The 20,983-nt window shown below is 67.5% G+C and carries 23 protein-coding genes and 1 riboswitch; of the genes, 9 read left to right on the top strand and 14 right to left on the bottom strand.

Annotation, left to right across the window (positions count from 1 at the left end):
* Window positions 1–46: 46 nt before the first annotated feature.
* Window positions 47–703, top strand: coding sequence for a response regulator (locus ABD768_RS24125; RefSeq protein ID WP_343970807.1), 657 nt, complete (start codon window positions 47–49; stop codon window positions 701–703).
* Window positions 704–815: 112 nt separating this feature from the next.
* Here ABD768_RS24125 and ABD768_RS24120 read toward each other — a convergent pair whose 3' ends face one another.
* Together ABD768_RS24120 and ABD768_RS24115 are read right to left on the bottom strand one after the other, a co-directional pair.
* A complete protein-coding gene (locus tag ABD768_RS24120) occupies window positions 816–1,679 on the bottom strand; it encodes a C40 family peptidase (protein WP_343970804.1) in 864 nt (287 codons plus the stop codon).
* Window positions 1,679–1,872, bottom strand: a riboswitch (cyclic di-AMP (ydaO/yuaA leader). Its footprint overlaps the gene before it by 1 nt.
* Window positions 1,873–2,132: 260 nt before the next feature.
* Window positions 2,133–3,095, bottom strand: a complete 963-nt coding sequence (locus tag ABD768_RS24115) for a threo-3-hydroxy-L-aspartate ammonia-lyase (protein ID WP_344844276.1) — start codon at window positions 3,093–3,095, stop codon at window positions 2,133–2,135.
* A gap of 87 nt (window positions 3,096–3,182) precedes the next feature.
* On the opposite strand from ABD768_RS24115, the gene ABD768_RS24110 reads away from it, so the two are divergent.
* Window positions 3,183–3,545: a YciI family protein gene (locus ABD768_RS24110; protein WP_343970798.1), complete on the top strand. Its 363-nt coding sequence runs from the start codon at window positions 3,183–3,185 to the stop codon at window positions 3,543–3,545.
* Window positions 3,546–3,610: 65 nt separating this feature from the next.
* Here ABD768_RS24110 and ABD768_RS24105 read toward each other — a convergent pair whose 3' ends face one another.
* On the bottom strand, window positions 3,611–3,793 hold the full coding sequence (locus tag ABD768_RS24105; protein WP_425552092.1) for a YegP family protein: 183 nt from the start codon (window positions 3,791–3,793) through the stop codon (window positions 3,611–3,613).
* A 91-nt stretch (window positions 3,794–3,884) separates the two neighbouring features.
* Entirely contained in the window at window positions 3,885–4,565 is a 681-nt protein-coding gene (locus ABD768_RS24100) for a TetR/AcrR family transcriptional regulator (protein ID WP_343970795.1), read from the bottom strand.
* Between the two features lie 90 nt (window positions 4,566–4,655).
* Between ABD768_RS24100 and ABD768_RS24095 the strand changes: the two genes are divergently transcribed.
* Window positions 4,656–6,083, top strand: coding sequence for an MFS transporter (locus ABD768_RS24095; RefSeq protein ID WP_344844272.1), 1,428 nt, complete (start codon window positions 4,656–4,658; stop codon window positions 6,081–6,083).
* Between the two features lie 44 nt (window positions 6,084–6,127).
* On the opposite strand, the gene ABD768_RS24090 is transcribed toward ABD768_RS24095, so the two are convergent.
* Window positions 6,128–6,871 carry a phytanoyl-CoA dioxygenase family protein gene (locus ABD768_RS24090; protein ID WP_344844270.1) on the bottom strand — a complete coding sequence of 248 codons (744 nt, stop codon included), beginning with the start codon at window positions 6,869–6,871 and terminating at the stop codon, window positions 6,128–6,130.
* Between the two features lie 70 nt (window positions 6,872–6,941).
* Here ABD768_RS24090 and ABD768_RS24085 point away from each other — a divergent pair, with 70 nt between their 5' ends.
* Window positions 6,942–7,784, top strand: a complete 843-nt coding sequence (locus ABD768_RS24085; protein ID WP_343970786.1) for an AraC family transcriptional regulator — start codon at window positions 6,942–6,944, stop codon at window positions 7,782–7,784.
* Here the strand turns inward: ABD768_RS24085 and ABD768_RS24080 are convergent.
* Complete coding sequence (locus ABD768_RS24080) at window positions 7,777–8,622, bottom strand: TolB family protein (protein WP_344844267.1); 846 nt, start codon at window positions 8,620–8,622, stop codon at window positions 7,777–7,779. The genes ABD768_RS24085 and ABD768_RS24080 overlap by 8 nt on opposite strands.
* Window positions 8,623–8,769: 147 nt before the next feature.
* Between ABD768_RS24080 and ABD768_RS24075 the strand changes: the two genes are divergently transcribed.
* Window positions 8,770–9,255 (top strand): GNAT family N-acetyltransferase, encoded by a 486-nt coding sequence (locus tag ABD768_RS24075; RefSeq protein WP_343970782.1) that lies wholly within the window; start codon window positions 8,770–8,772, stop codon window positions 9,253–9,255.
* Here the strand turns inward: ABD768_RS24075 and ABD768_RS24070 are convergent.
* Both ABD768_RS24070 and ABD768_RS24065 read right to left on the bottom strand, forming a co-directional pair.
* A complete protein-coding gene (locus ABD768_RS24070; RefSeq protein WP_344844265.1) occupies window positions 9,186–10,418 on the bottom strand; it encodes a hypothetical protein in 1,233 nt (410 codons plus the stop codon). The genes ABD768_RS24075 and ABD768_RS24070 overlap by 70 nt on opposite strands.
* Window positions 10,415–11,500: a helix-turn-helix domain-containing protein gene (locus tag ABD768_RS24065; protein ID WP_344844263.1), complete on the bottom strand. Its 1,086-nt coding sequence runs from the start codon at window positions 11,498–11,500 to the stop codon at window positions 10,415–10,417. The genes ABD768_RS24070 and ABD768_RS24065 overlap by 4 nt, the downstream gene beginning before the upstream one ends.
* A gap of 394 nt (window positions 11,501–11,894) precedes the next feature.
* On the opposite strand from ABD768_RS24065, the gene ABD768_RS24060 reads away from it, so the two are divergent.
* Together ABD768_RS24060 and ABD768_RS24055 are read left to right on the top strand one after the other, a co-directional pair.
* Complete coding sequence (locus tag ABD768_RS24060) at window positions 11,895–12,701, top strand: hypothetical protein (RefSeq protein WP_344844260.1); 807 nt, start codon at window positions 11,895–11,897, stop codon at window positions 12,699–12,701.
* Window positions 12,702–12,828: 127 nt separating this feature from the next.
* Entirely contained in the window at window positions 12,829–14,265 is a 1,437-nt protein-coding gene (locus tag ABD768_RS24055) for a hypothetical protein (protein ID WP_343970774.1), read from the top strand.
* A gap of 485 nt (window positions 14,266–14,750) precedes the next feature.
* On the opposite strand, the gene ABD768_RS24050 is transcribed toward ABD768_RS24055, so the two are convergent.
* Window positions 14,751–15,362: an NUDIX domain-containing protein gene (locus ABD768_RS24050; RefSeq protein ID WP_344844256.1), complete on the bottom strand. Its 612-nt coding sequence runs from the start codon at window positions 15,360–15,362 to the stop codon at window positions 14,751–14,753.
* Window positions 15,363–15,519: 157 nt separating this feature from the next.
* On the opposite strand from ABD768_RS24050, the gene ABD768_RS24045 reads away from it, so the two are divergent.
* Window positions 15,520–16,665, top strand: coding sequence for a serine hydrolase domain-containing protein (locus ABD768_RS24045; protein ID WP_344844253.1), 1,146 nt, complete (start codon window positions 15,520–15,522; stop codon window positions 16,663–16,665).
* Here ABD768_RS24045 and ABD768_RS24040 read toward each other — a convergent pair.
* The 3 genes from ABD768_RS24040 to ABD768_RS24030 all read right to left on the bottom strand — a co-directional run bounded on the left by ABD768_RS24040 (window position 16,640) and on the right by ABD768_RS24030 (window position 18,967).
* Window positions 16,640–17,392, bottom strand: a complete 753-nt coding sequence (locus tag ABD768_RS24040) for a maleate cis-trans isomerase family protein (RefSeq protein ID WP_344844251.1) — start codon at window positions 17,390–17,392, stop codon at window positions 16,640–16,642. The genes ABD768_RS24045 and ABD768_RS24040 overlap by 26 nt on opposite strands.
* Entirely contained in the window at window positions 17,389–17,988 is a 600-nt protein-coding gene (locus ABD768_RS24035) for a dihydrofolate reductase family protein (RefSeq protein WP_344844248.1), read from the bottom strand. The genes ABD768_RS24040 and ABD768_RS24035 overlap by 4 nt, the downstream gene beginning before the upstream one ends.
* A gap of 133 nt (window positions 17,989–18,121) precedes the next feature.
* On the bottom strand, window positions 18,122–18,967 hold the full coding sequence (locus ABD768_RS24030) for a carbon-nitrogen hydrolase family protein (RefSeq protein WP_344844246.1): 846 nt from the start codon (window positions 18,965–18,967) through the stop codon (window positions 18,122–18,124).
* 380 nt (window positions 18,968–19,347) lie between these two features.
* On the opposite strand from ABD768_RS24030, the gene ABD768_RS24025 reads away from it, so the two are divergent.
* Window positions 19,348–19,935, top strand: a complete 588-nt coding sequence (locus ABD768_RS24025) for a GNAT family N-acetyltransferase (RefSeq protein WP_344844244.1) — start codon at window positions 19,348–19,350, stop codon at window positions 19,933–19,935.
* 4 nt (window positions 19,936–19,939) lie between these two features.
* Here ABD768_RS24025 and ABD768_RS24020 read toward each other — a convergent pair whose 3' ends face one another.
* Together ABD768_RS24020 and ABD768_RS24015 are read right to left on the bottom strand one after the other, a co-directional pair.
* Entirely contained in the window at window positions 19,940–20,440 is a 501-nt protein-coding gene (locus tag ABD768_RS24020; RefSeq protein ID WP_344844241.1) for a hypothetical protein, read from the bottom strand.
* Window positions 20,441–20,528: 88 nt separating this feature from the next.
* Entirely contained in the window at window positions 20,529–20,930 is a 402-nt protein-coding gene (locus ABD768_RS24015; protein ID WP_344844238.1) for a mycothiol transferase, read from the bottom strand.
* Window positions 20,931–20,983 lie beyond the last annotated feature (53 nt).

The following is a 20,983-nucleotide window of genomic DNA, read 5'->3' as shown; positions in this document are numbered from 1 at the left end:
GGGTGGGGTCAGAGATTGCAGAGCCCGATGGCAAAGAGGGAGAGCGATGACGCGGCTGTTGATCGTGGACGACGAGGCGCTGGTCCGGGCCGGGCTGAAGATGATCCTGGAGTCGGCCGACGATCTCGAGGTGGTCGCGGAGGCCGATGACGGCGCGGACGCGGCCGCGATGGTCCGCCGGCACCGGCCGGACGTCGTCCTGATGGACATCCGGATGCCACGGCTGGACGGGCTGGCCGCGACCCGGGAGGTCCAGGCCTTGCCGGATCCGCCGAAGGTCGTCGTACTGACCACCTTCGACCTGGACGACTACGTGTTCCGGGCGCTGCAGGCGGGGGCGAGTGGGTTCCTGCTCAAGGACACGCCTCCGCGTGAGCTGGTCCAGGCGGTCCGGGTGGTGGCGGCCGGCGACGCGATGCTCTCGCCGGCCGTGACGAAGCGGCTGATCGGGCACTTCGCGGCGGATCCGCGGACCGACCGGCAGCGGACCGCGCGGGAACGGCTGACCGCGCTCACCGATCGGGAGCGCGAAGTACTGGCGGCGGTCGCGCGTGGGTTGTCGAACGCGGACATCGGCCGGGAGCTGTTCATGAGCGAGGCGACCGTGAAGGCACATGTCTCGCGGGTGCTGGTGAAGCTGGACGCCACCAACCGGGTCCAGGTGGCGATCCTCGCCCACGACGCGGGATTGCTCGATACCTAGAAAGTGGACAACCGGCCGGGCGTCGTCGGAGGGGTGGGGGGTGACGACGCCACGACCGGTTGTCAGGTCAGCGGCCCGAGGGGGGAGTCAGTGCCGCTGACGGGTTGGATCCTCAGACGCGGCCGAAGGCCACGCTGCTGGTCCAGATCTTCGCCTTGGCCACCGGCTTGCCCGGCTTCGAGGCGTGCCACAGCATGCCGCCGCCGGCGTAGATGCCGACGTGGTACACGCCGCCGCCACCGCTCTTGAAGAACACCAGGTCGCCGGCCTTCGCGGTCGCCTTGCTGATGTGCTTCGTGGCGCTGTACTGCTGGCGCGACGTGCGGGGCAGCTTCTTGCCGGCCTTCTTGTAGACGTAGCCGGTGTAGCCGGAGCAGTCGAAGCCCTTGGTCGACGTGCCGCCGTAGCGGTACGGGGTGCCCTTGAGCTTCGCGGCCTCGCGCAGGACCTTCGCGCGGAAGGTCGTGGTGCTGGCGGCCTTGGTGCCGACCTTGCCGTAGAGCACGCCGTGGTTGGCGGCCCAGGTCAGCCGGCCCCAGGTCGGCTTGTTCATGTAGCCGGTGGCGCTGAGGCCCCAGGAGCGCTGGAACTTCTTCAGAGCGCCGACGGTGCTGTTGCCGAACCAGCCGTCCTGGCGCAGGCGCAGAGTCTTCTGCACGTATTTGACGGTTTTGCCCGAGTCGCGGAAGCGAATCAGGGGGCGACTGGCGATGCTCGCGTTGCCGCGGATCTGGCCGGCGGTGAGCTTCGCGGTGGTTGCTGCCGAGGCGGTCTGCGGAGCGGTGACCACGCTGATCGCGGCTCCACCACCGACGGCGAGACCGACCGAGAGGACGGCCGCTGCGGCCCGAGGGGCGGCCGCGGACTTGCTGGACTTGCGGTGCTTTGCCAACCCGCGGCCGGTGGGCCGGGTACTGGCATCGCTGGACTGACTGACGGCGCCATGAAGCGCTGTCCGTCGGGCAGTGACGGGCATGGTTGTCTCCCGACGCCTGTGAAGTTAGCTGTCGGGTTCGGGCTGAGAGTCAATAGCCCGGTCCGCTCCCGCGGACTTCACCCCAGGGACCCGACCACTCACGGTCGGGACCCAACTTCCTGGGTCCCCCACTCCTGCCATGTGGTGTTCGAGGGGAGCGGGTGTGCCTGGCAGGACTCGGCGTTGACACACTCGCAGTTCGGCGCATTTGTCGAACCGCCGACGACTGTATAACAGAACGATCACGACGCAAACCCTCAGATGCGCAGAGACCCTCTGGAAAGGCCCTGTACGGCTCTCTGACGGCTCAACGATCCGGGGTGAACATCAGGTGTCCTGAGCGCGTCTGAGCGTGTCTCAGGCGGCCGCACAGCACATTTGTGTGACCCCGGTCACATCGCGAAGTCGCTTTCTGTGACAACGAGCACAGTGCGTGCTCAGGCCCCCCTTGGCTCAGTGCTTTCCGAGCAGCTCGAACCACCGCTCGAGGCCCACGTTCCCGCCTGAAATCACCACTCCGACGCACTCGGGCAGGTTCTGGATCCGTCCGGCCAGCAAGGCCGCCAGCGCGCAGGCGCCGCTCGGCTCGACGACCACTTTCAGCCGCTCGAAGGCGAACGTCATCGCGGCCCGGATCTCGTCGTCGCTGACCAGCTCGATCCCGTCCACCAGCCGCTGGACGACCGGGAAGGTCAGTTCGCCCGGCGTGGAGATGGCCTGGCCGTCGGCGATCGTCCGCGGTACTTCGATCTCGACCCGCTCACCCGCTGCCAGCGACCGGGCGGTGTCGTCGCCCGCCGCCGGCTCCACACCTATTACCCGGATGCCCGGCGACAACTCGGTCGCCGCCGTCGCGCACCCCGCGATCAGGCCGCCGCCTCCGATCGGTACCAGCAGGGCACCGATCGGGCCGACCTCCTCGATCAGCTCCAGGGCGACCGTGCCCTGGCCGGCCATCACGTCGTAGTGGTCGTACGGCGGAATCAGGGTCAGCCCGCGCTCCTCGGACAGCTGCCTGGCCAGGGCTGCCCGGTCCTGCCCGTACCGGTCGTACGTCACCACCTCGGCGCCGTATCCGCGGGTGGCCGCCATCTTGGTCGGCGGCGCGTCCTTCGGCATCAGGTTCACTGCCTTCGTACCGGCCAGCTTGGCGGCCAGTGCGACGGCTTGGGCGTGATTTCCGGACGAGTACGCCACGACACCGCGGGCCAGCTGCTCGGGCGAGAGCCGGCTGATCGCGTTGAAGGCGCCGCGGAACTTGAACGCCCCGATCCGCTGGAAGTTCTCCGCCTTGAGGAACACCTCCGCGCCGACCCGCTCGTTCAGCGTGCGCGAGGTGAGCACCGGCGTCCGGTGCGCGAATCCCTTGATCCGGCCCGCCGCTGCCTGGACATCCGCGAGAGTCAGCTCAGTCATGACCAGACGCTATGTCAAAGTGGCGGGGGCCGCTCCGTACTGATGACAAGAGGTTCCCAGCGGGGAGCCGATCGCGAAGGAGAGATCGTGAAATATCTCGTTGTGCTGAACATCAATCCGGACGTGCTGAACGCGTTGACCGAGGCCGAGCAGCAGGCGATCTTCAGCGGGCACGAGAAGTTCCTCGAGACGGTGCAGGCCTCGGGTGAGTTCCACAGCACGGTCGCGCTGGCCGAGCCGGCCAAGACGTCGGTGGTCAAGGTGCGCGACGGGGTGCCGGCCGTGACGGACGGGCCGTTCCTGGAGGCGAAGGAGTTCCTCGCCGGGTACTACCTGCTGGACTGTGCGACCCGCGAGCGGGTCGAGGAGCTGGCCGCGATGATCCCGGACGCGTCCGTTGAGGGGCTCGGCGTCGAGGTCCGCGAGGTCATCCACGAGCTCGGCCTCTGACTCCACAACGACACAACGGCAGGAGCTCCGCTTCGGGGAGTTCCTGCCGTTGTGTTCTCAGCTGATCAAGAGGTCTGGTCGTCGACCTTCGCGTCGCCGGCGTTCTTCTTGACGGACTCGATGCCGTTCAGGGCGCTGTCCTTGCTCTTGTAGCTCTCGCTGACGGCGATGATCTCGCCGTTGCCGGCCTTGAGGCGGAACCGGAACCCGCCCGACTTGTCTTCGTACAGCTCGAACTTGCCCGCCATGACAAAACCTCCGTGTGATGGTCTGACTTCGTTTCGGAGCGTAGACCCCACAGCTGACTTGTGGCGGGAGGCAAGCAGGTGTGTGTCGGGGTCAGGCCTGCAGGCCCGCGCGGACGCCGCGGATCCCGGCGACCACGAGGTCGATGCCGAGGCCGTAGTACTGGTCGTGTGAAGCCGGGCAGATCAGGGTGTCCGCTGCCGCGGTGATCAGCGGGTAGCGGTGGGGGGAGAGGGCGGCGAGTGAGGCGCGCTTGGCGCGCAGGCCGTCTTCGCGGGCCACCGGGTCGGTGTCCTCGGTCGCGCCGGGCTCCGCTGTCACCAGCGTGATCAGTGAGCAGACCGACTGCCGGCCGACCTCTGCTGCGTTGTCGGTAGAGAAGCCGCCCTCGACCAGCAGCTCCATCGTCCGCTCGGCGAGCGCGAGCCCGTCGGGTGAGACCAGGATCCGGTACAGCGTCAGGCCCGCCGCCTTGGGATGCGGCCGGAGCGCCTTCACCAGCGCGGTCAGTACTGCCTGCAGCTGGATGTCCCACGGCTCGCCGGTCGGCTCGGGTAGCGCGATGTCGGCCAGGATCCGGTCGCCGACCGCGGCGAGCAGGTCGTCCTTGTCGCTGAAGTGCCGGTAGAGCGCCATCGGCGTGACGTCGTGCAGTTGGGCGAGCCGGCGGATGGTGAGCGCATCCAGCCCTTCGGCGTCGGCGATCTCCAGCGCGCTGGTTGCGAGCGTGTGCGGGTCTAGCCGCTTCGTGGTCGGGCTGCTGGTGGGGGGCACGTTGACAAGTTTACAACGTAGACCTACCGTTTACGAAGTACGCATACAACGTATACATACAACGTAGACACTCTCCCTGTGAGGTACGCAATGCGACGCAGTCCCTGGTCGACGCTGGCGGTCCTGGCGCTGGCGCAGTTCATCGTGGTGCTCGACGTGACGATCGTGAACGTCGCGCTGCCCGACATCCAGGCGGACCTGAACTTCTCCGCCGACTCACTGCAATGGGTCATCAACGCCTACACGCTGCTGTTCGGGGGCTTCCTCCTGCTCGGCGGCCGGATGGCTGACATCCTCGGCCCGCGTCGCGTCTTCGTCGGCGGTCTGGTGCTCTTCGGTGCCGCCTCGCTGGTAGCGGGGCTGTCCAACTCGCCCGAGTTCCTGATCGGCGCCCGTGCGGTTCAGGGCCTGGGTGGTGCGTTGCTGTCGCCCGCGGCGCTGGCGATCCTGACCGTCACCTTCGCGCACGGCCGGGAACGCAACATCGCGATGGGCGTCTGGGGCGGCCTGGCCGGCCTCGGCGGCACGCTCGGGGTGGTGGCCGGCGGCCTGCTGGTCGACTCGCTGAGCTGGCAATGGGTGTTCTTCGTGAACGTGCCGATCGTGGTCGGGCTCGTCGCGCTGATCCCGGTCTACATCCGCGACACCCGGCACAACGAGAACGGCAACCGCGCCTTCGACACCGCGGGCGCAGTACTGGGTACCGCGGGTCTGCTGGCTGTCGTCTACGCCGTCGTACGGTCCGAGCCGAAGGGGTGGGGTTCGGGCGAGGTCGTCACCTTCCTCGTCGCGGGTGTGGTCCTGCTCGCCGCCTTCGTGATGGTCGAGCGCCGGTCGAAGGCGCCGCTGGTCCCGCTGCGGCTGTTCCGGTCGCGGGCCCTGAGCGTCTCGAGTGGTGCACTGGCGCTGAACGGCGCGGGCTTCCTGTCGATGTTCTTCCTGACCGCCATCTACCTGCAGCAGGTCCGTGGCGACTCCGCGCTCGAGGCCGGCCTGCACTTCCTGCCGATGGGTGGCGCGGCGATCGTCGGCGCGGTGCTCGCTTCCCAGCTCGTCCAGAAGCTCGGCACCCGCACTGTGCAACTGGGCGGCGCGGTACTCAGCTTCGCCGGTCTGCTGTTGCTCTCCCAGGCCGGCGCGACCGACAGCTACGCCGGCCACCTACTGCCGGGCTTCATCATCTTCGGCTTCGGCATCCTGGGGGTCGGCGTACCTGGACAGATCACCGCGGTCTCCGAGGTCGAGCACCACGAGGCCGGCGCCGCGTCGGGTGTGGTGAGCGCGATGTACCAGGTCGGCGGCGCCCTGGGCCTGGCGATCGTCACCACCCTGTCCATCACCCGTACTACGGACGCGCTGGCCAGCGGAGTCCCGCAGCAGCAGGCCTTGGTCGACGGCTTCCAGCGCGGACTGTTGGTGGCCGCCGGATTCGCAGTGGCCAATGTCCTGCTGACGCTGGCATCGCCGCAACTCCAGCCGACCGCTGAGCAGCTCACCGAGGCAGCAGCCGCCGCCTGAGGCTCGTTGCCGGTGGCCCCCATGTCGATGGGGGCCACCGGCATTCAGTGCGGTTGGGGAAAGGCGTCGCCGTCGAGCGGGTCGCCAGGCTTCAGGTTGAGAGAGTCCGTGACCGGGTGGGGACGCCCGTTGTACTGAGTGGCTTCGTCCATGTAGATGGTCACGTGGGCCAGGCGTGCCAGGTCGGTGCGGTTGGGGAGTGCCATGTGGCCGGTGTAGCTGTTGTGGAACGTGCAGTCGCCTGCCCGCAAGGGAACAGTGACGCGAGGGATCCAGCGCAGCGCAGGAGCCAGCTGGAAGAGGTCGTCCTCGTCATGCAGGTTCTGGGGTTGCAGCGTGGTCTGGTGATGACTGCCCGGGAGGAAGGTCATACAGCCCCGCTCAGGTGGTACGTCCACCAAAGCGATCCACGCCGACAGCGAGTGCCGGTCGTTCGCATGCGGCCAGTAGGGCCTGTCCTGGTGGAACTCGGTCGCCGCATTGTTGTGCGGCTCCTTCACCAACAGTTGGTCATGCCACACCCGAACCGGTATGCCGGCCAGCCGCTCCGCCACCCGAGCCACCGCTGGATGCAGCGTGAGCTCCCGTCCGATCGCGTCGTGCTGCCAGACGTTCACCAGCTGCGCGAACACCCCGCCCTTCTCGAGACTCTCGCTCCGATGCTTGTCCAGGTACGCCGTCGCCGCCTCCCGGAAGCGCTCGACCTCCTCCGGACCCAGGATCCCCGGTACTCGGACGAACCCGTTCTGCCGGTACTCCGCAACAACTTCATCGCTCAGCTCACTCATGACTCCAGCGTGGCCAGCGGCTACCCCCGACGCCTAGGCGGATCCCGGCCAACGCTCGTACGATCCCGACATGCCCGAGACTCTCCACGAGCACGCGCTGTTCGCCGGCAGCTCGGTCCTGGGCGCAGTACACACGTTGAGCGACGGCGTTGCCGCCCACACTCACGACTTCGTGGAGCTGGCCGTCGTCGGCCCCGGGGAGGGGCGGCACCTCACCAGTAGTGGCGAACGCCCACTCCAGCACGGCGATGTCATCGTGCTCCGTCCGGGTGCCTGGCACGCCTTCACTGGTTGCAAGGAGCTCACAGTGGCCAACTGCTGCGTCTCCACTCGGGCGCTGCATGCCGAATTGGCCGGGCTGCGCGAGTTCCCGGAGTACCGGCGTTTGCTGTGGACGGATCCGTCGGCGCCCGGCTCGTACGGCGTACATGTCACTGCTGTTGACCCAGGCGCCGCCAGTGATGCGATTGCCGCAATCGCTGCCCTGGAAGGACATCTGAGGGGTACTGCTGCATTCGGTCGACTACTGGGTCACCTGGCCACTGTGCTGGGCATTCTCGCGGATGCACGCACGCCGGTAGCAACGTTCAAACGGCATCCGGCCGTTGCGACCTGCCTCGCCCTGATCGAGGCGGACCCCGCCAACGCCTGGCGATTGGACGATCTGGCCGCCGCTGTCACGCTCGACGCCGCGTACCTCGGCCGGATCTTCCGCAAGTCGACCGGCCTCTCGCCACTCGACTACCTGGCCCGCCTCCGAGCAGAACGCGCAGCAGCTCTCCTCGCCAACACAGAGCTCCCGATCGCCCGCATCGGCGCCGAAGTCGGCTGGCCCGATCCCACGTACTTCGCCCGCCGCTTCCGCGCGTTGTCCGGCCTGACGCCGACAGAGTACCGGCAGCGGTCTAGCTGATCGGGTAGGCGACGTAGGCGAAGTACTGGCCGTCCGGTGACCAGCTCGGGACGTTCATCGTGCCCTGGCCGCCGAAAACCGTTGCCACCTCGCGGATCCGGCCGCTTGTCTCGAGCAACCGCACCCGGACGTCCTCGACATCGGCAGGATGTCCTTCGGTCCCTGGCGGGAAGCTCACGTACGCGACCAGCGAGCCGTCCGGCGACGGATGCGGGAACCAGTTCACCCGCTCGTCGGAGGTCAGCTGCTCGACGACCCCACCCTTGATCCGGAACAACTGCGCCTGTCCGGCCCGCTCGGAGTTGAAGTAGATCCACTCTCCATCAGGCCCGTACTCCGCTCCGTCGTCCGCGAACTCGTCATCGGTGATCTGCACATCGACCCCACCGGCCGCGGGAACCGTGTACACATTGGTGATCCGGCGCCCGTCCCGGTTCTCCAGCCCGATATAGGCCAGCCGCTCGCCATCGGGCGAAATCCCATGCAGATAATGGTGAACACCATGCTCGTTGCTCACCCGCCGGCCGATTCCGCCGGCGAGCGGTACGGCGTACAGGTGCCCGTCCTCCGCCGATACATAGACGGTGGATGCATCCGGGCTGACGACATGATCGTTGTTGATCTCCGGTACGCCGCCGAGCTCGATCGGCTCGAGCTCGCCACCACCGGCCGGTACGGCGAACAACCCACCGTCCCCGTTGACGACCAGCCGATCACCGACCCAGTTGGGCGCCTCGAACAACAACGTCGAGGAGGCGAACACCAACCTCGACTCAAATGTCACGACATCCACGACGTAAAGCTCGGCCTGCTGATCCGCACGAAGTTTTCTGGGCACGTTGCCAGCCTAGGCGGTGTCCGGCAAACGTTGGATTTGTGTCACGGCTGTTTGACACACCGCGATCGCGGACACACTCACTGCGGTGCTGTCACAGTTTTTGTCATGCGCTGTCGACGGTGCGGAGACGCACGGAGGGGGTCGGCCTTGGAGTTCCAGGTGCTCGCCGCGGACGACTGGAAGCTATTGCGGGACGTCCGGCTGCAAGCCCTCAAGGACTCGCCCGGGGCCTACATCTCCAGCTACGAGACCGAGGCCTCCTGGACCGAGGCGTCCTGGCGCCGTTCCTTCGCGGACGCCCTCTGGGTCGTCCTGCGCAACGGCCGCCGGATCATCGGCCTGGCCCGGTCGCTGCGCGTCGAGGGCCGGCCACCCGACGAGCGCCACCTCGAAGCCGTCTGGGTCGAGCCGCGCCACCGGCGTACCGGCGTGATGCGAGCACTCCTGCTCTACCTGACCGAGCTCGAGCCGGACGTGCACAACTGGCTGTTGTGGGTCCTCGACCACAACGCCGAGGCTCTGGAGGCCTACGAACGCCTGGGCTTCCAGCCCACCGGCGAACGTCAGCAGCTCACCGACTCCTCCGGCCGGACGGAGGTCCGGTTCCGGCGCAGCGCGGTGTCGATCCCGTAGCCGTCCCGGCGCCCGTAACCGCAGGAGATCCAGTTCGTCAGCTCGAGCCGGTCGAGAGCGTCGCGCTCGGTCAGCGACGTCCCGTCGGCGGCCAGCGCCGACTTCCAGCGGCTCTCGTCCTCGCGCCAGCTGGCGATGAACTCGACGCAGACGTCGGGGGAGATCCGCTGCAGCTGGTCCCCGGCGGCAGCCAGCGACTCCAGCGCCTCGGCGATCCGCCAGGTGTCGACCGTACGGCCCTTGTTCTGCAGGGAGGTCAGCCGGTCCGTGGTCTCCTGGATGACGAACTCGCGGCCATCCTTGACCTGCTGCCAGAAGCGTGAACTCGCCGCGGCGCGCAGCTGGTCCTTGAAGTTCAGGCCGTGCTGACTCTCGAACAACGTGTACATGCCCTCGGCGAGCAGGTCGCCGAACTCCTCCCGCCTGGCCCGCCACGGGTCGGCGAACGGCTGGTACTCCTGCTGGCGGACCTCGCCGACCTTGGGCAGCGAGCGCTCGGCCGCGTGCCTGGAGAAGAAGAACCAGTCCTCGTTGTAGACATCGGGGAAGAACGACATCTCGGAATGCTGGGTGTTGACCCCGAGCACGGCGCCGCTGACGAAGACGTCCTGCCGGAACTTGGCCAGCCGCCGGGCGTGGCACACCACCGAGTTGTCCGGGAACTCCCGGCTGGCCATCGCCGCGACCGGATGCCGGTCGAGCTGGGCGGCCAACCGGTCCAGCTGCTGGGCTTTGAGCTGGAAGATGTCGTCGTCGACGAACAGGATCTTCTTCCAGCCGCGCATCCGGGCCAGCCGCAGCCCGATGTTGCGCTTGACGCTGAGATCGCTCGACCGGCCGGCGCTGACCGTCTGGAAGGCCGATGCCGACGTCAGCGGCTGCCAGGACTGCGGGTAGCCGGCGGGCACGTCGATGATCAGGCCGCGGGCGCCGAACGTGTTCCGCACCCGCTTGGCGACACCCTCGATCTGTGCCTGGTGGCTGCAGAGCACGACCAGCGGTACCGAGAGCGCCGCCGCGAGGGTGATCAGATGCTGGGGCAAGGAGGCACGCGCGGCCGGGACGACGATCGCGTCGAGACCGCTGCGGGTGAACGGGACAGAGCCCCGGGACACGTCGCTCAGGAGTGACGCGTGCGACTGCTGATGATTGAACCGGCTCATTCTTTCGTCACCTTGTGGTCAGGCTCCCACTGGTAGAGCCGGTTCTCGGGGATTTCCAGGTCGGGAGAGATCGCTTCGCCGTTGACCACCGGCACCCTGAGCAGCATCGCGAACAGGCCGTCCGGGAAGTGCTTGGACAGGTAGGCCTCGTTGCGCTCGCGGACGGCGATGTCGGTCAGTGTCCGGACGGCGCCCAGTACGCCGCGGCTGTGGATCCCGTTGCAGATGGTGATGGTGCGGTTGCTGTTGAACGGATTGCGCAACCGGGTCAGCAGCGCGACGTCCTCGACCAGTTCGGGCCCGTCGTCGCCGTCTTCGAAGACCGGCCGGAACTCCTGGCCGCCGACGTCACTGGCCTTGAAGATCTCGCCGGTCTTCAGGTCGGAGACCTCGAACTGGGAGATCGGCATCTCCCGCAACGTCTTCAGCAGCCGCTTGGTCACGTGGTTCCAGCCGATGCCGCCGAGCACCACGAGGTGGCCGGACATGTCGTCGGCCTTGACCTCCGACGGCAGCCGGTGGGTGATCGGCAGCTCGGGATTCGACGCGCGCACGTGCCCCCACAACTCCATCAGCGCGTCGAGATCGGCGTAGCGATACATCCGGGTGTAGTTCGGATCCTTCTCGTTGGCCAGGTCCGGGCGCTCGTCGGTCGGCGCCTCCGGGCAGATGATCGTGATCGGCCCGTTCTCGAAGTCCCAGGTGTAGGAGCCGCTCCCGGAGGAACCGGTGGCGGTCCCCTGGAGCCGGGAGGCGGCGTCACGCAGCCCGAGCAACTCTTCGTGAAGTTCCTCGAACCGTCCTCGTTCGTCGGCGGTCAGGTCGCGCTCGGCCGTCATCTTGGGAGTGCCGTCGGCGTTGTGGCGATCAGTGCAGAAGAGCAATGCGTAGGAGCGCAACCGGTCGGCCGGCGGCAGCTTCGGGTTGGTCAGCGACTCCCAGGAGCTGATCGTCGCCACCGCCACCCGGACGTCATGGCTGAGCGCCTTCGCCAGCTGCGACTGGGTCAGCGTGACGTCCTGGGAGTCGCGCAGGCCCCGCAACCGCTTGGCGAGTCGTACGGCCTCCGGAGAAGGGGCCACTCTCACTCCTGTATGTCCATGCCCGCGGATGCTGCGCGGACCACTTGAAACGGGATGCTACACCCATCTACACCTGAAAATACTCGTAGCACTTCCTACTACCTGAAGTCATGTGTTGCCTTGGCCAACCGGTTGCGGTCTGGTCGGCCCGGAAAGCGGCCGTTTGAAGCGCAACCTCCACCGCGGGTAGTGCAACGTAAACATTATGTAAGCAACGCGCCTGATATGGACAGGGCTCAGGTGTAGTTCTACCGTAAGTACTGAAGTTCAGCGTGTAGCCAACCGAAGCTACTCCGCACGGTAGGTAGAGCGGAGTGGCCAGGGCCACCGATCGTCTGAGGCGAGAGGATCGGGCAGCCCATCCGGCGGGTCGTTTGACGAGAGCAGGTGCGCCATGAGTTCCGCAACCGGCGTGACCGATCCGATTCTCGCGCTCGAGATCGGCGAGTGGCGGACTGCTCAGCGCCTGCTGCGCGCCGACCGCCGGTACGACGCGATGCTCGGCGCCGAGTTGCGGACGATCGCCCGGGCGATGGCCTACCGGGCGGCCGGCGAGCACGGAGCGGCCTGGTCCACGCTGGTCGTCACGGCGGCGAACCTCCGGCGCCGGTTCCCCAAACTCCCCGTTCTGCGGCCCAACGGAATCGATGCCATCCAGCTCGCGCTGCCGCCCGAACCGGAGCCGGGCAGCGCCGGCCGGCCGTTGTACGAGACGATCCGGCTGATCTGCCGCGAGCAGGGGGAGCTGCGGTTGCTGCGCCGGCAGGCCGGTGAGAGCGGCGGTGGCCTGACGGAGGACCGGCGGATTCTGGTCCTCGCGTTCATCGAGGCCGTCTGCTGGGTGGAGCTCGACCTCGACACCTGGGCCCCGAAGAACCCGCCGGACGACGAGATCGTGGTACAGGAGACCCGGATCGCCGAACTCGCGGACCGTCGGCGCGACGCCTTCCTCCGTAGTGCTTCCAACCTGCGACGGCTGGCCCGTCCGACGGCCGGCGACATGACCAAGTCGGTCTGGGACCGCGCCGATCAGTACTGCGGTCTGCGCTACCTGGCGCTCAGTGAACTGGCCGGCCGGCCGCAGCCGCCGTGGTCCGAGCCGGCCCTGCTGGGCCGGCTGCCGGTCCGGACCTGGGCGCAGAACGCCTGGCAGATGGCGCGAAGGCCGCAGTTCGACGGCCTTTACGGGACAACTGGTTGAGTCTTAACCTTTGGAAACAGCCACGTTTCTCGCGGTGGCAGACTTCGGGCCCTTCATTCTTTTGAGGAGCATCCGGCCGGCGACGGTGGGTACCGCCTCGGTTGGCGCGTGAAAGTGAGGTCGACCCATGTTCGCCTTCGTGACCGCGCCGGACTGCACGGTGCAGGACGCCTCCCCTGAGATCCACGTGAGCGCGCCGGATCCCGGCGATCTGTGCTGGCCGACCGAGCTCGGGACCGGCATCACCGTCGAGGTAGACCTGGCCCGCCCGCAACGATGGCATTCGATCTCCATCGCCGAGTGGGAGCGAGCCGATCCCGCGTTGCTGGCCGCGTTGATCGGGCGGGACGCCAGCTGGCGCCTGGCACGGATGCGCGCCGAGCTGCTCTCGTCGGACCGGCTTTCGCGCGAGGACGAGGTGACCGTCACCCTCGCGCCGACCAGTCCCTGGCTCCGGGTCGCCGTCATCGACGCGCTCGACCGATGGCTGCACCTCGACCTCGACCAGACCTTGGTGAACGCGGAGCGCGCGATCGCCCGGGGTCGTGCGGCGAAGACCTTCAGGCCGGGTCCGTTGCGGGATCGCTTCCTCGGTGAGGCTTTGACGGCCGCGCGGTTCGCCGCGAGTGGACTGACCAGCAAGTTGTCGTCGCTCGCCGACTCGGCAGCGCCGTTGCCGATGGAGCTGTACTCCGGCCTGCGGCGGCTCACCACCGGCTACGCGGCGCTCCGGCGTGAAGGCGTCGACGGGCCGGAGAAGGAGCTCGCGTTGGTGGCGAGAGCCTGGGCCGGACTCAAGGATCGAGCGCCGATCGCCAGGCGATGTGCGAGCGACCATGCCTGCAGCGCGGCGCAGTACGGTCTGCGGGACGAGGCGGCGACGAGCGGGACGGTCTTCACCAGCACGGTGGATCCGCGCCAGCTGCCGGCCCGGGTCGTCGGTGACGGCGCATCGGTCACCGAGATCCGGATGGAGACGGTCTACGAGGATCGGGAGCCGGCGGTCCTCGTCACGGTTCCCGCGTTCTGTTCGCCTTTGCCGTCGGCTGTCGTGACGGATCGGCTCTTGGTGCGACTGGTGGATCGCAGCTCGGGCAAGGTGCATCAGCCTGCGCTGTTGAACCTGGTGACCGGTGACGAGGCCGACCAGTTGGGGGCTGATGCTCCGGTGTTCGCTCGCGTAGTACCGCTGCGTGGGGCTGCTCCGGAGAACGTGCGGGCCGACGTCTTCGTGGCGGACAGCGATCGGGCGCCGGTCATCGCCGACACCGATGACGACTTGTTGCGTTCGCTGCGCTCGGTGTCCGTACTGTCCGAGTGGCGATCGATGGCGGCCGAGACGCGGCTCACCGGGGATCAGCTGGCGCGCAAACGGCGGCTGACGCAGCTGGTCGACGACCTGGCTCCGGCCGGCTCAGGACAGCCGTTGTTCCTGGGCGGGCCGACCTTGTCGGAGCTGGTCGCGTTGACCGAGCCGTCTGCTACTGGTCCCGAATGGTCAACCACACAAGGCCCCGCGGACCTTCTGGTCGCGGAACTCGCCGCCGCGCACGCGAATCGCTGACCGTCTGCTGACCAGGCGATGCCGTCCGGGCATCGTTGTGCAGTGAATGAGTAGAGATTGACGTGCAATAGGGGTCAGGGGCAGCGTCTCTACCGGGAAAGGCTGCACCCTCGACCGAGGAGCGCGCCATGGCCCAACTTGCTGTTCTGCCACCTCGACCGACCGTCTCCGTCGACCACGCGCCGCACGAGGCTTTGTCGGACTTCATCTACGCCAGGCCGCCACGCGAGCGGCGCCTGGTCGCACTGGCCCGGCGTACGACGGTGGCTTTGTGGCTGCTGCTGGCTGTCGGAATCTTCTGTTGCGTCGAGCTGCTCGCCATCATGGACAGTGCTTCGGGATGCGGCGGAGCAGCTTGCTCGGTGGCTACGTTCGGCGGACATCCACTGGTCACGCTGGTGCTCGCCGCGGTCGGTACCAGCGGACTGCTCGTGGCGGCGGCCTTCACCCGTGGCTTCACCCGCGCGAGTGGAAACGCCTTCTGGCTAACGGTTCCCGCCGGGTTGACGCTCGCTTCCGTGGCCGGTCTGCTCGCTGTCTTCGTCGCGACGGCGCTGATCCTGATCACCGCGATCCTCGCGGTGACCGTCTGCTGCGCCTTCTTCGCCGACCACAGCTGACCTGGCCAGCTTCAGCCAGCGTGAGATCGGGGCGCCGGGTGGGAGGTCGCTGAGATCGATGCCGACCCATCTGGCTTCGATCAGCTCCGCGTTCAGCGTGAACTCCGCGGCGGTCGGTCTCGCGGTGACGATCGTGAGGTTGTCGACCTTTCCCTCGAGCTCGGTGGTCAGGGCATTGAGCACGGTCGGTGGCTGGTGGATCGTCAGCGCGAGCTCCTCGGCAACCTCGCGGACCGCTGCTTCCTGGGCGGTCTCCCGCTTCGGGTTGTAGCCACCTCCGGGCAGCCCCCACCGGTCCTGATCCACGTACGAGTGCCTCACCACCAAGCATCTCCCGGCATCGTCGGGATGGATCAGCAAGGCCTTGACCCCGAAAGTGGTGGGCTTGCGCAGTCGCCACCAGAGCCGCAGCCCGCGATGCCCCCACTGCATCAGGCTGGAGCGAAGTACGGGCTTGATCGCCGGTGGTGTGGTCACGCCGGTCAGCCTAGTTCCCGGGAACTATCCGAGGTCGGCCGTCCGCCACGACCCTAGCGAGTCCCTCATCGGTCTCCGGGGGCGGAGTGGGTGTTCCTCCGGATGTGCCCGACAGTTCCGCCGAGCAGGGTGGTTGCTTGACGGATGGGAGATCGGGATGAAGCGAACGCTTCGGATGTCGGTGGCTGGGGTGGCGGTTCTGGCGGCTCTGACGGTGAGTGCGGCGCCGGCTGGTGCAATGGCTGCTCCGGTTGGTGCGACTGGTGCTCGTGCTGGTGGGGTTGATCGGGAGGGATTGCAGCGGGAGCTGGATGGGGTGGTGGCTGGTATGGCGGTGGGGGTGTTGGCGGAGGTACGGGATGAGGAAGGGGTGTGGCGGGGGACCAGTGGGGTTGCGGTGATGGGGACACCGCGGCCGGTGCCCGTTGACGGGCGGTTTCGGGCGGGGAGTATCACCAAGACGTTTGTCGCCACTGTGCTGCTGCAACTCGTCGATGAGGGACTGGTGCGGCTGGATGACTCGGTGGAGCGGTGGCTGCCGGGGGTCGTACCCAATGGGCGGAGCATCACCTTGCGGCAGTTGCTCAACCACACCAGTGGGTTGTACGACTACGTGAAGACGCTCGCGATGCCGCCTTCCGCGGAGTTCTTCGCCGGCCGGTGGCGGACGTGGACCGCTTCGGAGCAGATCAGCCAGGCGCTGGCCCACCCGCCGACGTCGGAGGTGCCGGGTTCGGAGTACGCGTACTCGAACACGGGCTACCTCCTGCTCGGACAGGTCATCCAGAAGGTGACGGGACGGACGTGCGCGAAGGAAATCGACCGTCGCCTGATCCGGCCGCTCGGCTTGCACGGGACCTCCGTACCAGGGACGTCACCGTGGATCCCCGGCCCGCATCCGCACGGCTACGTGCCGACCGACCTGAGCCTCACCCACTACATCGACTACACGGAACTGAATCCCACGCTCTTCGGCGCAAGCGGCGACATGATCTCGACGACCAAAGACCTCAACCGCTTCTTCGCCGCCCTGCTAGCCGGTCGCCTTCTCCCCAAGCACCTGCTGAAGGAGATGGAGACTCCTGGCACCCCAACCCGCAACTACGGCCTGGGCCTCTCCTGGAAAACCACCACCTGCGGCCTGCGCGTCTACGGCAACGACGGCGACGCCCTCGCCTACAACGCCTGGTCCTTCTCCACCGCGGATGGCCGGCATCAGGTCTCGATCGCGCTGACGCCGAACTTCCGCGGCGACCCAGATACTGCGGTCAACGCCTTTACAGACAAGGCGATCTGCGGCTGAGGCGCGAATCGAACAGGCTTCCGTAGCCGTCGACCCGAAGGCCTGATCCGGTGGCAATCAGGAGTGACCAGAGCAGTACCTGGTTTGCTTCCAGGACGAGTTGGCCGGTGCGGCGTTCGAGTTCTTCGATCGTGGCCGCGGCGCGGAAGCCGTTGCCGGCGAAGAAGATCGCGTCGGTCGAGGCGTCCACCTGAGTGCTGACGTACTCGATCACTTGCTCTGGTCGCACCTGTGTCGGGTCCTTGGGGAGCGAGGTCGCTGTCAGGGTGACGGCGTCGAGTTCTTGAGCACGGAAGTAGTCGGTGCCGAGGTCGGCCATCTCGTCGTCGAACCACGGTGGATGGATCAGTGCGACCCGGCGTACGCCGAACGCCTTCAACGCATGCACTGCGGCGAGCCCACTCGTGACAACCGGTACGCCGGACAGCCGCCGGAGCCGTCTGGCCAACTCGGCCTCGGCCGCGTGCCCGATCGCGTATCCGGAGGTGGTCGATGCGTAGGCGATGACATCGATCGACGCATCGAAGAGCGACTCAACCGCCGGCTGTAGCGCTGAAGGAGTCGCCAGCGCACGGAGGTCCGCGGCCGCAGAAGGAGGCGTGGTGGTGCCATCGGGTGGCGATACCCGAGCGACCACCACGTCGACCTGCGCCGACGCCATCTCGGGGATCTCGACTTCAGGTCCGGGTGCGGCGTGCGGCGTCAGCACCCCGGCCGCGAGCCTCACCGGGATACAGGGAAAACGAGGTGGGTGACCCGATCACCCTGGATGCAGGTGGTCGGGTTGTCGAGCGCGAAGTCCGAGGAGAGTTTGCCGAAGAAGGGGCGGTTGCCCTCGCCCATCACCACCGGGACGAGGTCGATGGCTATCTCGTCGAGCAAACCCAGTTCCAGGCACTGCTGGGCGATGGTCCCGCCGGCCACGGCGACCACCTTGTCGCCGGCGAGCTCCTGCGCCCGGGCGATCGCGGCCTCCACCCCGTCGGTGGCGAAGGTGAACGGCGCGTCGGGGTGAGCGTCGACCCACTCCGTGGGCGCCTGATGTGTCACCACCACGACGGGCACGTCCAACGTGTGCCGTCCCTGCCAGCCCGCGGCAACGTCGAAAAGCGTTCGCCCGCAGACCAGTGCGCCGAGCGAGGACGTCCACTGCCGCAGGTGTTCCGCGCTCTGCGGGGTGAGGTGGATGGCGAAGTCGCCGGCCGGAGTCGGCATCTCGACCTCGCCGTTCTGCAGCCAGTCGAACAACCGCCCGATGCTGTTGTCCGGCTTGGCGACGTACCCGTCCAGCGACATGTTCGCCTGTGCCACTACCTTGCCCATCTGTTTCCTCCTCGAGCTGCGGTCCGTGTCCCTCACTCTGTCCGACCGGCGCCGTCGCAGTCGTCACCAGATCTGATGACATCGAGGACTGCGCCCCCACCCCCATGGCGAGTGCGGGTGGGGGCGACGTTGCTCAGGAGTTGATGCGGTCCCGGGTCTTGCGGCGGAAGTCGCGGCCGACCTGGATCAGCTCGGCGCGGTGGAGATCGGTGAGCGCGATTCCCGGCGTACTGTCCGCAGGGCTCTCGGCTGCCCAGGTGCCGGTCGGGTCGGAGATGCCTGAGTTGATGCCGGCGCCTGGGTTGGCGGGAACGGCGAGGCTGACCCAGTAGGTGTTGCTGACGGCGTGCCCGCGAGCCTGTACGCCGATGTGCTCGTTGCGATCGACACCCGTGCTGGCGTAGGAGACCAGCACGCCGTCGACCTCGAGCCGGTCGTACTCCGTGAACAGTTCGGCGAACAGCACGTCGAGCCCGCAAGCGAGCCCGAACCGGTATCCGTCGACCTCGAAGGTCACCGGTTTGTCGCCTGCGGTGTACATCCAGGTGGCCTTGGTGGTCGACAGCATGCGTTCGTCGTACCGGCTGACGATCTTGCCGTGGTCGGACACGACGTACATGCTGCTGTGCGGACGCGCCGGCTCGGGCAACTGGTGTACGGACGGGAGGACCGTCCAGATCCCGAGCTCACCTGACAGCTTGGCGATCTGGTCGAGCTCTTCCGTCAGTACAGCCCACTCGGCCTTGGTCCAGTCGGACGGGCCGATCTCGTCGGGGCCGAGCTCGGACATGATCACCTTGCTGGGGAAGCAGAGCGCTCCCTCGGTGAAGTGCACCAGGCGGGCCCCGTGGTGGGCCGCCTCTTTCATCAGGCCGCGTACTTCGGCCGCGCTCGCGCGCAGCCCGTCGGCATCGGTGGGATCAACCCGGACCGTCGACTGGGCGACGGCGATCCGCAGGCTGCTGGGGGTTTCCGGCATCGTTTCTCCTGATGGAGTCGGACGGAAGTGCCGGAGGGCAGCCGTGTAGGACTCGCCCGTTTTGGCGGCGCGGGCGCGAACCCGTCGCTTGAAGTTCCTGTGCGCTGTCATCTGGCCTTCCACGCACTCGCACGCGATCCCCCAGCGATCCCGCCCGAGGCAAGAGACCAGGACGAGCGGCCCGAGACCAGAGATCCCTTTGCCTTCTCAGCGGACCAGGCTGGGGCCGGTCGACGAAGGTGAGGCGCGGACCGCGCCGGACCCATATCCTCGCCGACGGCCGGGGTCTCGGTCAATCATCGCGGCGCGGCGGCGCGGCTCACCGGCGTACCGGCGGATATCCGGACGGAGATCGTCCGTGGACCGTCCTACGCTGAATCATGGCGAAGATCGTGGTGGCGTTGGAGGACCTCACGACACGGGCGCTCACGCCCGAGACCTGGGACGCGTTCGCGGATCTCGCGGAGCGGCACAACGGGGTGTGGGGCGGGTGCTGGTGCACGTTCTTCCACACGACGACCGACGAGAAGACCTACGACGCGGAGGACAACCGCGCCCTCAAACGCCGCCTGGTCGAGGAGGGCCGGGCGCATGCGGCACTGGTCTTCGACGGCGACGAGGCGGTCGGCTGGTGCGAGTACGGCCCGCCGGCCGAGCTGCCGAACATCAACCACCGCAAGGAATACGACGCCAAACTGGTCACGCCACCCGACTACCGCCTGACCTGCTTCTTCGTCGACCGCCGATACCGCAAACAAGGCGTCGCCGGCGTCGCCCTCCGCGGCGCTTTAGACCTGATAGCCCAAGCCGGCGGCGGAGTAGTAGAGGCTTACCCCCAAGACACCGGCGGCAAGCAAATCACCGCCTCCTTCCTCTACAGCGTCACCCGCACCCTCTTCGAAGCCGAAGGCTTCACCTACATCCGCCCCAAGGGCAAAAACCACTGCGTCATGACCAAGACGGTCTAAGCACTCAGTTCAGCTGTGAGGAGCCCGGGCCGGGCTGCGGCTGGCCGGGGTAGGGCTGGCCGGGGTACGGCTGGGTGGGCTCACCGGCGTACGGCTGGGGCTGCGTGGCGGCGGTGGGTTGGGCCTGGCCGTAGGGCGACGGCTGGGGCGGGGTGTTGGGGTAGGGCTGTTGCTGCGGGATGGTCTGGTATTGCTGGGCGTGGGCGCCCTGGTAGGGCTGTGGGGGAGTCGGCTTGGCGACTACCGAGCGGATGAAGTTGACGACCAGGAGCGCCGGCAGGATGAAGGCCTGGAAGAACATCATGTAGCTGCCGCCGTCGAAGATGAAGCCGAGGTAGATGCCGTAGCCGAGGAAGGCGAGACCGGCCAGCACACTCAGCGCCCGCGACCCGGGCGACTGGTCGGCCGACTTCACCGCCGCCATCCCCACCATCACCACACCGCTGATGCACAGCAGTACGACGTACCACGAGAACACCGGGTCGAGCCCGAAATCTAGATTCACGACAATCCCCACCCCTAGTGAAAACCCCACCGCAACGCCCGAACGCTACGCGCCCCCACCTCTTGCCACCATCGAATTGCAGCTTTTGTCATTCCGTGGCGGATGCCGCCTTGGCGATCCGCTCGATCTCCGACCGCCTGGCGTCCCAGAACGCCGGGGAAGGCTGCGACTTCGCCCGGGCCGGGATCGTCCCGACCGACCCATCGAGCTGCTCGCGCAAGATGTCGGCATGCCCAGCATGCCGGCCGGTCTCCGCAAGCCCCCACGTACGCCGGTACCGCCCCACGATCTCGTGACGCGTCTCGTCCGCCGCCGCCCACATATCAGTTCCACGGGCAGCCAAGTCGTCCCATCGCGGCAACGCTTCCGGGAACGGCCGGCCGAAGACCTCTCCGAAGTACCGCGACTCGCAGAGCGCCAAATGCTTGACCAGCCCCAGCAGATTGGTCCCCGTCGTCGTCAGCGGCCGGCGTACGTCGTACTCCGACAACCCGTCCAGCTTTCACACCACCGCCGCCCGCAGATCGCGCAGTTCGCCGTGCA

It is taken from the genome of Kribbella ginsengisoli, from assembly GCF_039537185.1.
In the GTDB taxonomy this organism is placed as follows: domain Bacteria; phylum Actinomycetota; class Actinomycetes; order Propionibacteriales; family Kribbellaceae; genus Kribbella; species Kribbella koreensis.
This window is presented reverse-complemented; position numbering and strand designations above follow the sequence as displayed.

Coding starts and splice junctions, on each gene's coding strand:
- ABD768_RS24125 (WP_343970807.1), top strand. CDS start 47: ATGACGCGGCTGTTGATCGTGGACGACGAGGCGCTGGTCCGGGCCGGG.
- ABD768_RS24120 (WP_343970804.1), bottom strand. CDS start 1,679: ATGCCCGTCACTGCCCGACGGACAGCGCTTCATGGCGCCGTCAGTCAG.
- ABD768_RS24115 (WP_344844276.1), bottom strand. CDS start 3,095: ATGACTGAGCTGACTCTCGCGGATGTCCAGGCAGCGGCGGGCCGGATC.
- ABD768_RS24105 (WP_425552092.1), bottom strand. CDS start 3,793: ATGGCGGGCAAGTTCGAGCTGTACGAAGACAAGTCGGGCGGGTTCCGG.
- ABD768_RS24095 (WP_344844272.1), top strand. CDS start 4,656: ATGCGACGCAGTCCCTGGTCGACGCTGGCGGTCCTGGCGCTGGCGCAG.
- ABD768_RS24090 (WP_344844270.1), bottom strand. CDS start 6,871: ATGAGTGAGCTGAGCGATGAAGTTGTTGCGGAGTACCGGCAGAACGGG.
- ABD768_RS24085 (WP_343970786.1), top strand. CDS start 6,942: ATGCCCGAGACTCTCCACGAGCACGCGCTGTTCGCCGGCAGCTCGGTC.
- ABD768_RS24070 (WP_344844265.1), bottom strand. CDS start 10,418: ATGAGCCGGTTCAATCATCAGCAGTCGCACGCGTCACTCCTGAGCGAC.
- ABD768_RS24060 (WP_344844260.1), top strand. CDS start 11,895: ATGAGTTCCGCAACCGGCGTGACCGATCCGATTCTCGCGCTCGAGATC.
- ABD768_RS24055 (WP_343970774.1), top strand. CDS start 12,829: ATGTTCGCCTTCGTGACCGCGCCGGACTGCACGGTGCAGGACGCCTCC.
- ABD768_RS24045 (WP_344844253.1), top strand. CDS start 15,520: ATGAAGCGAACGCTTCGGATGTCGGTGGCTGGGGTGGCGGTTCTGGCG.
- ABD768_RS24035 (WP_344844248.1), bottom strand. CDS start 17,988: ATGGGCAAGGTAGTGGCACAGGCGAACATGTCGCTGGACGGGTACGTC.
- ABD768_RS24030 (WP_344844246.1), bottom strand. CDS start 18,967: ATGCCGGAAACCCCCAGCAGCCTGCGGATCGCCGTCGCCCAGTCGACG.
- ABD768_RS24025 (WP_344844244.1), top strand. CDS start 19,348: ATGGCGAAGATCGTGGTGGCGTTGGAGGACCTCACGACACGGGCGCTC.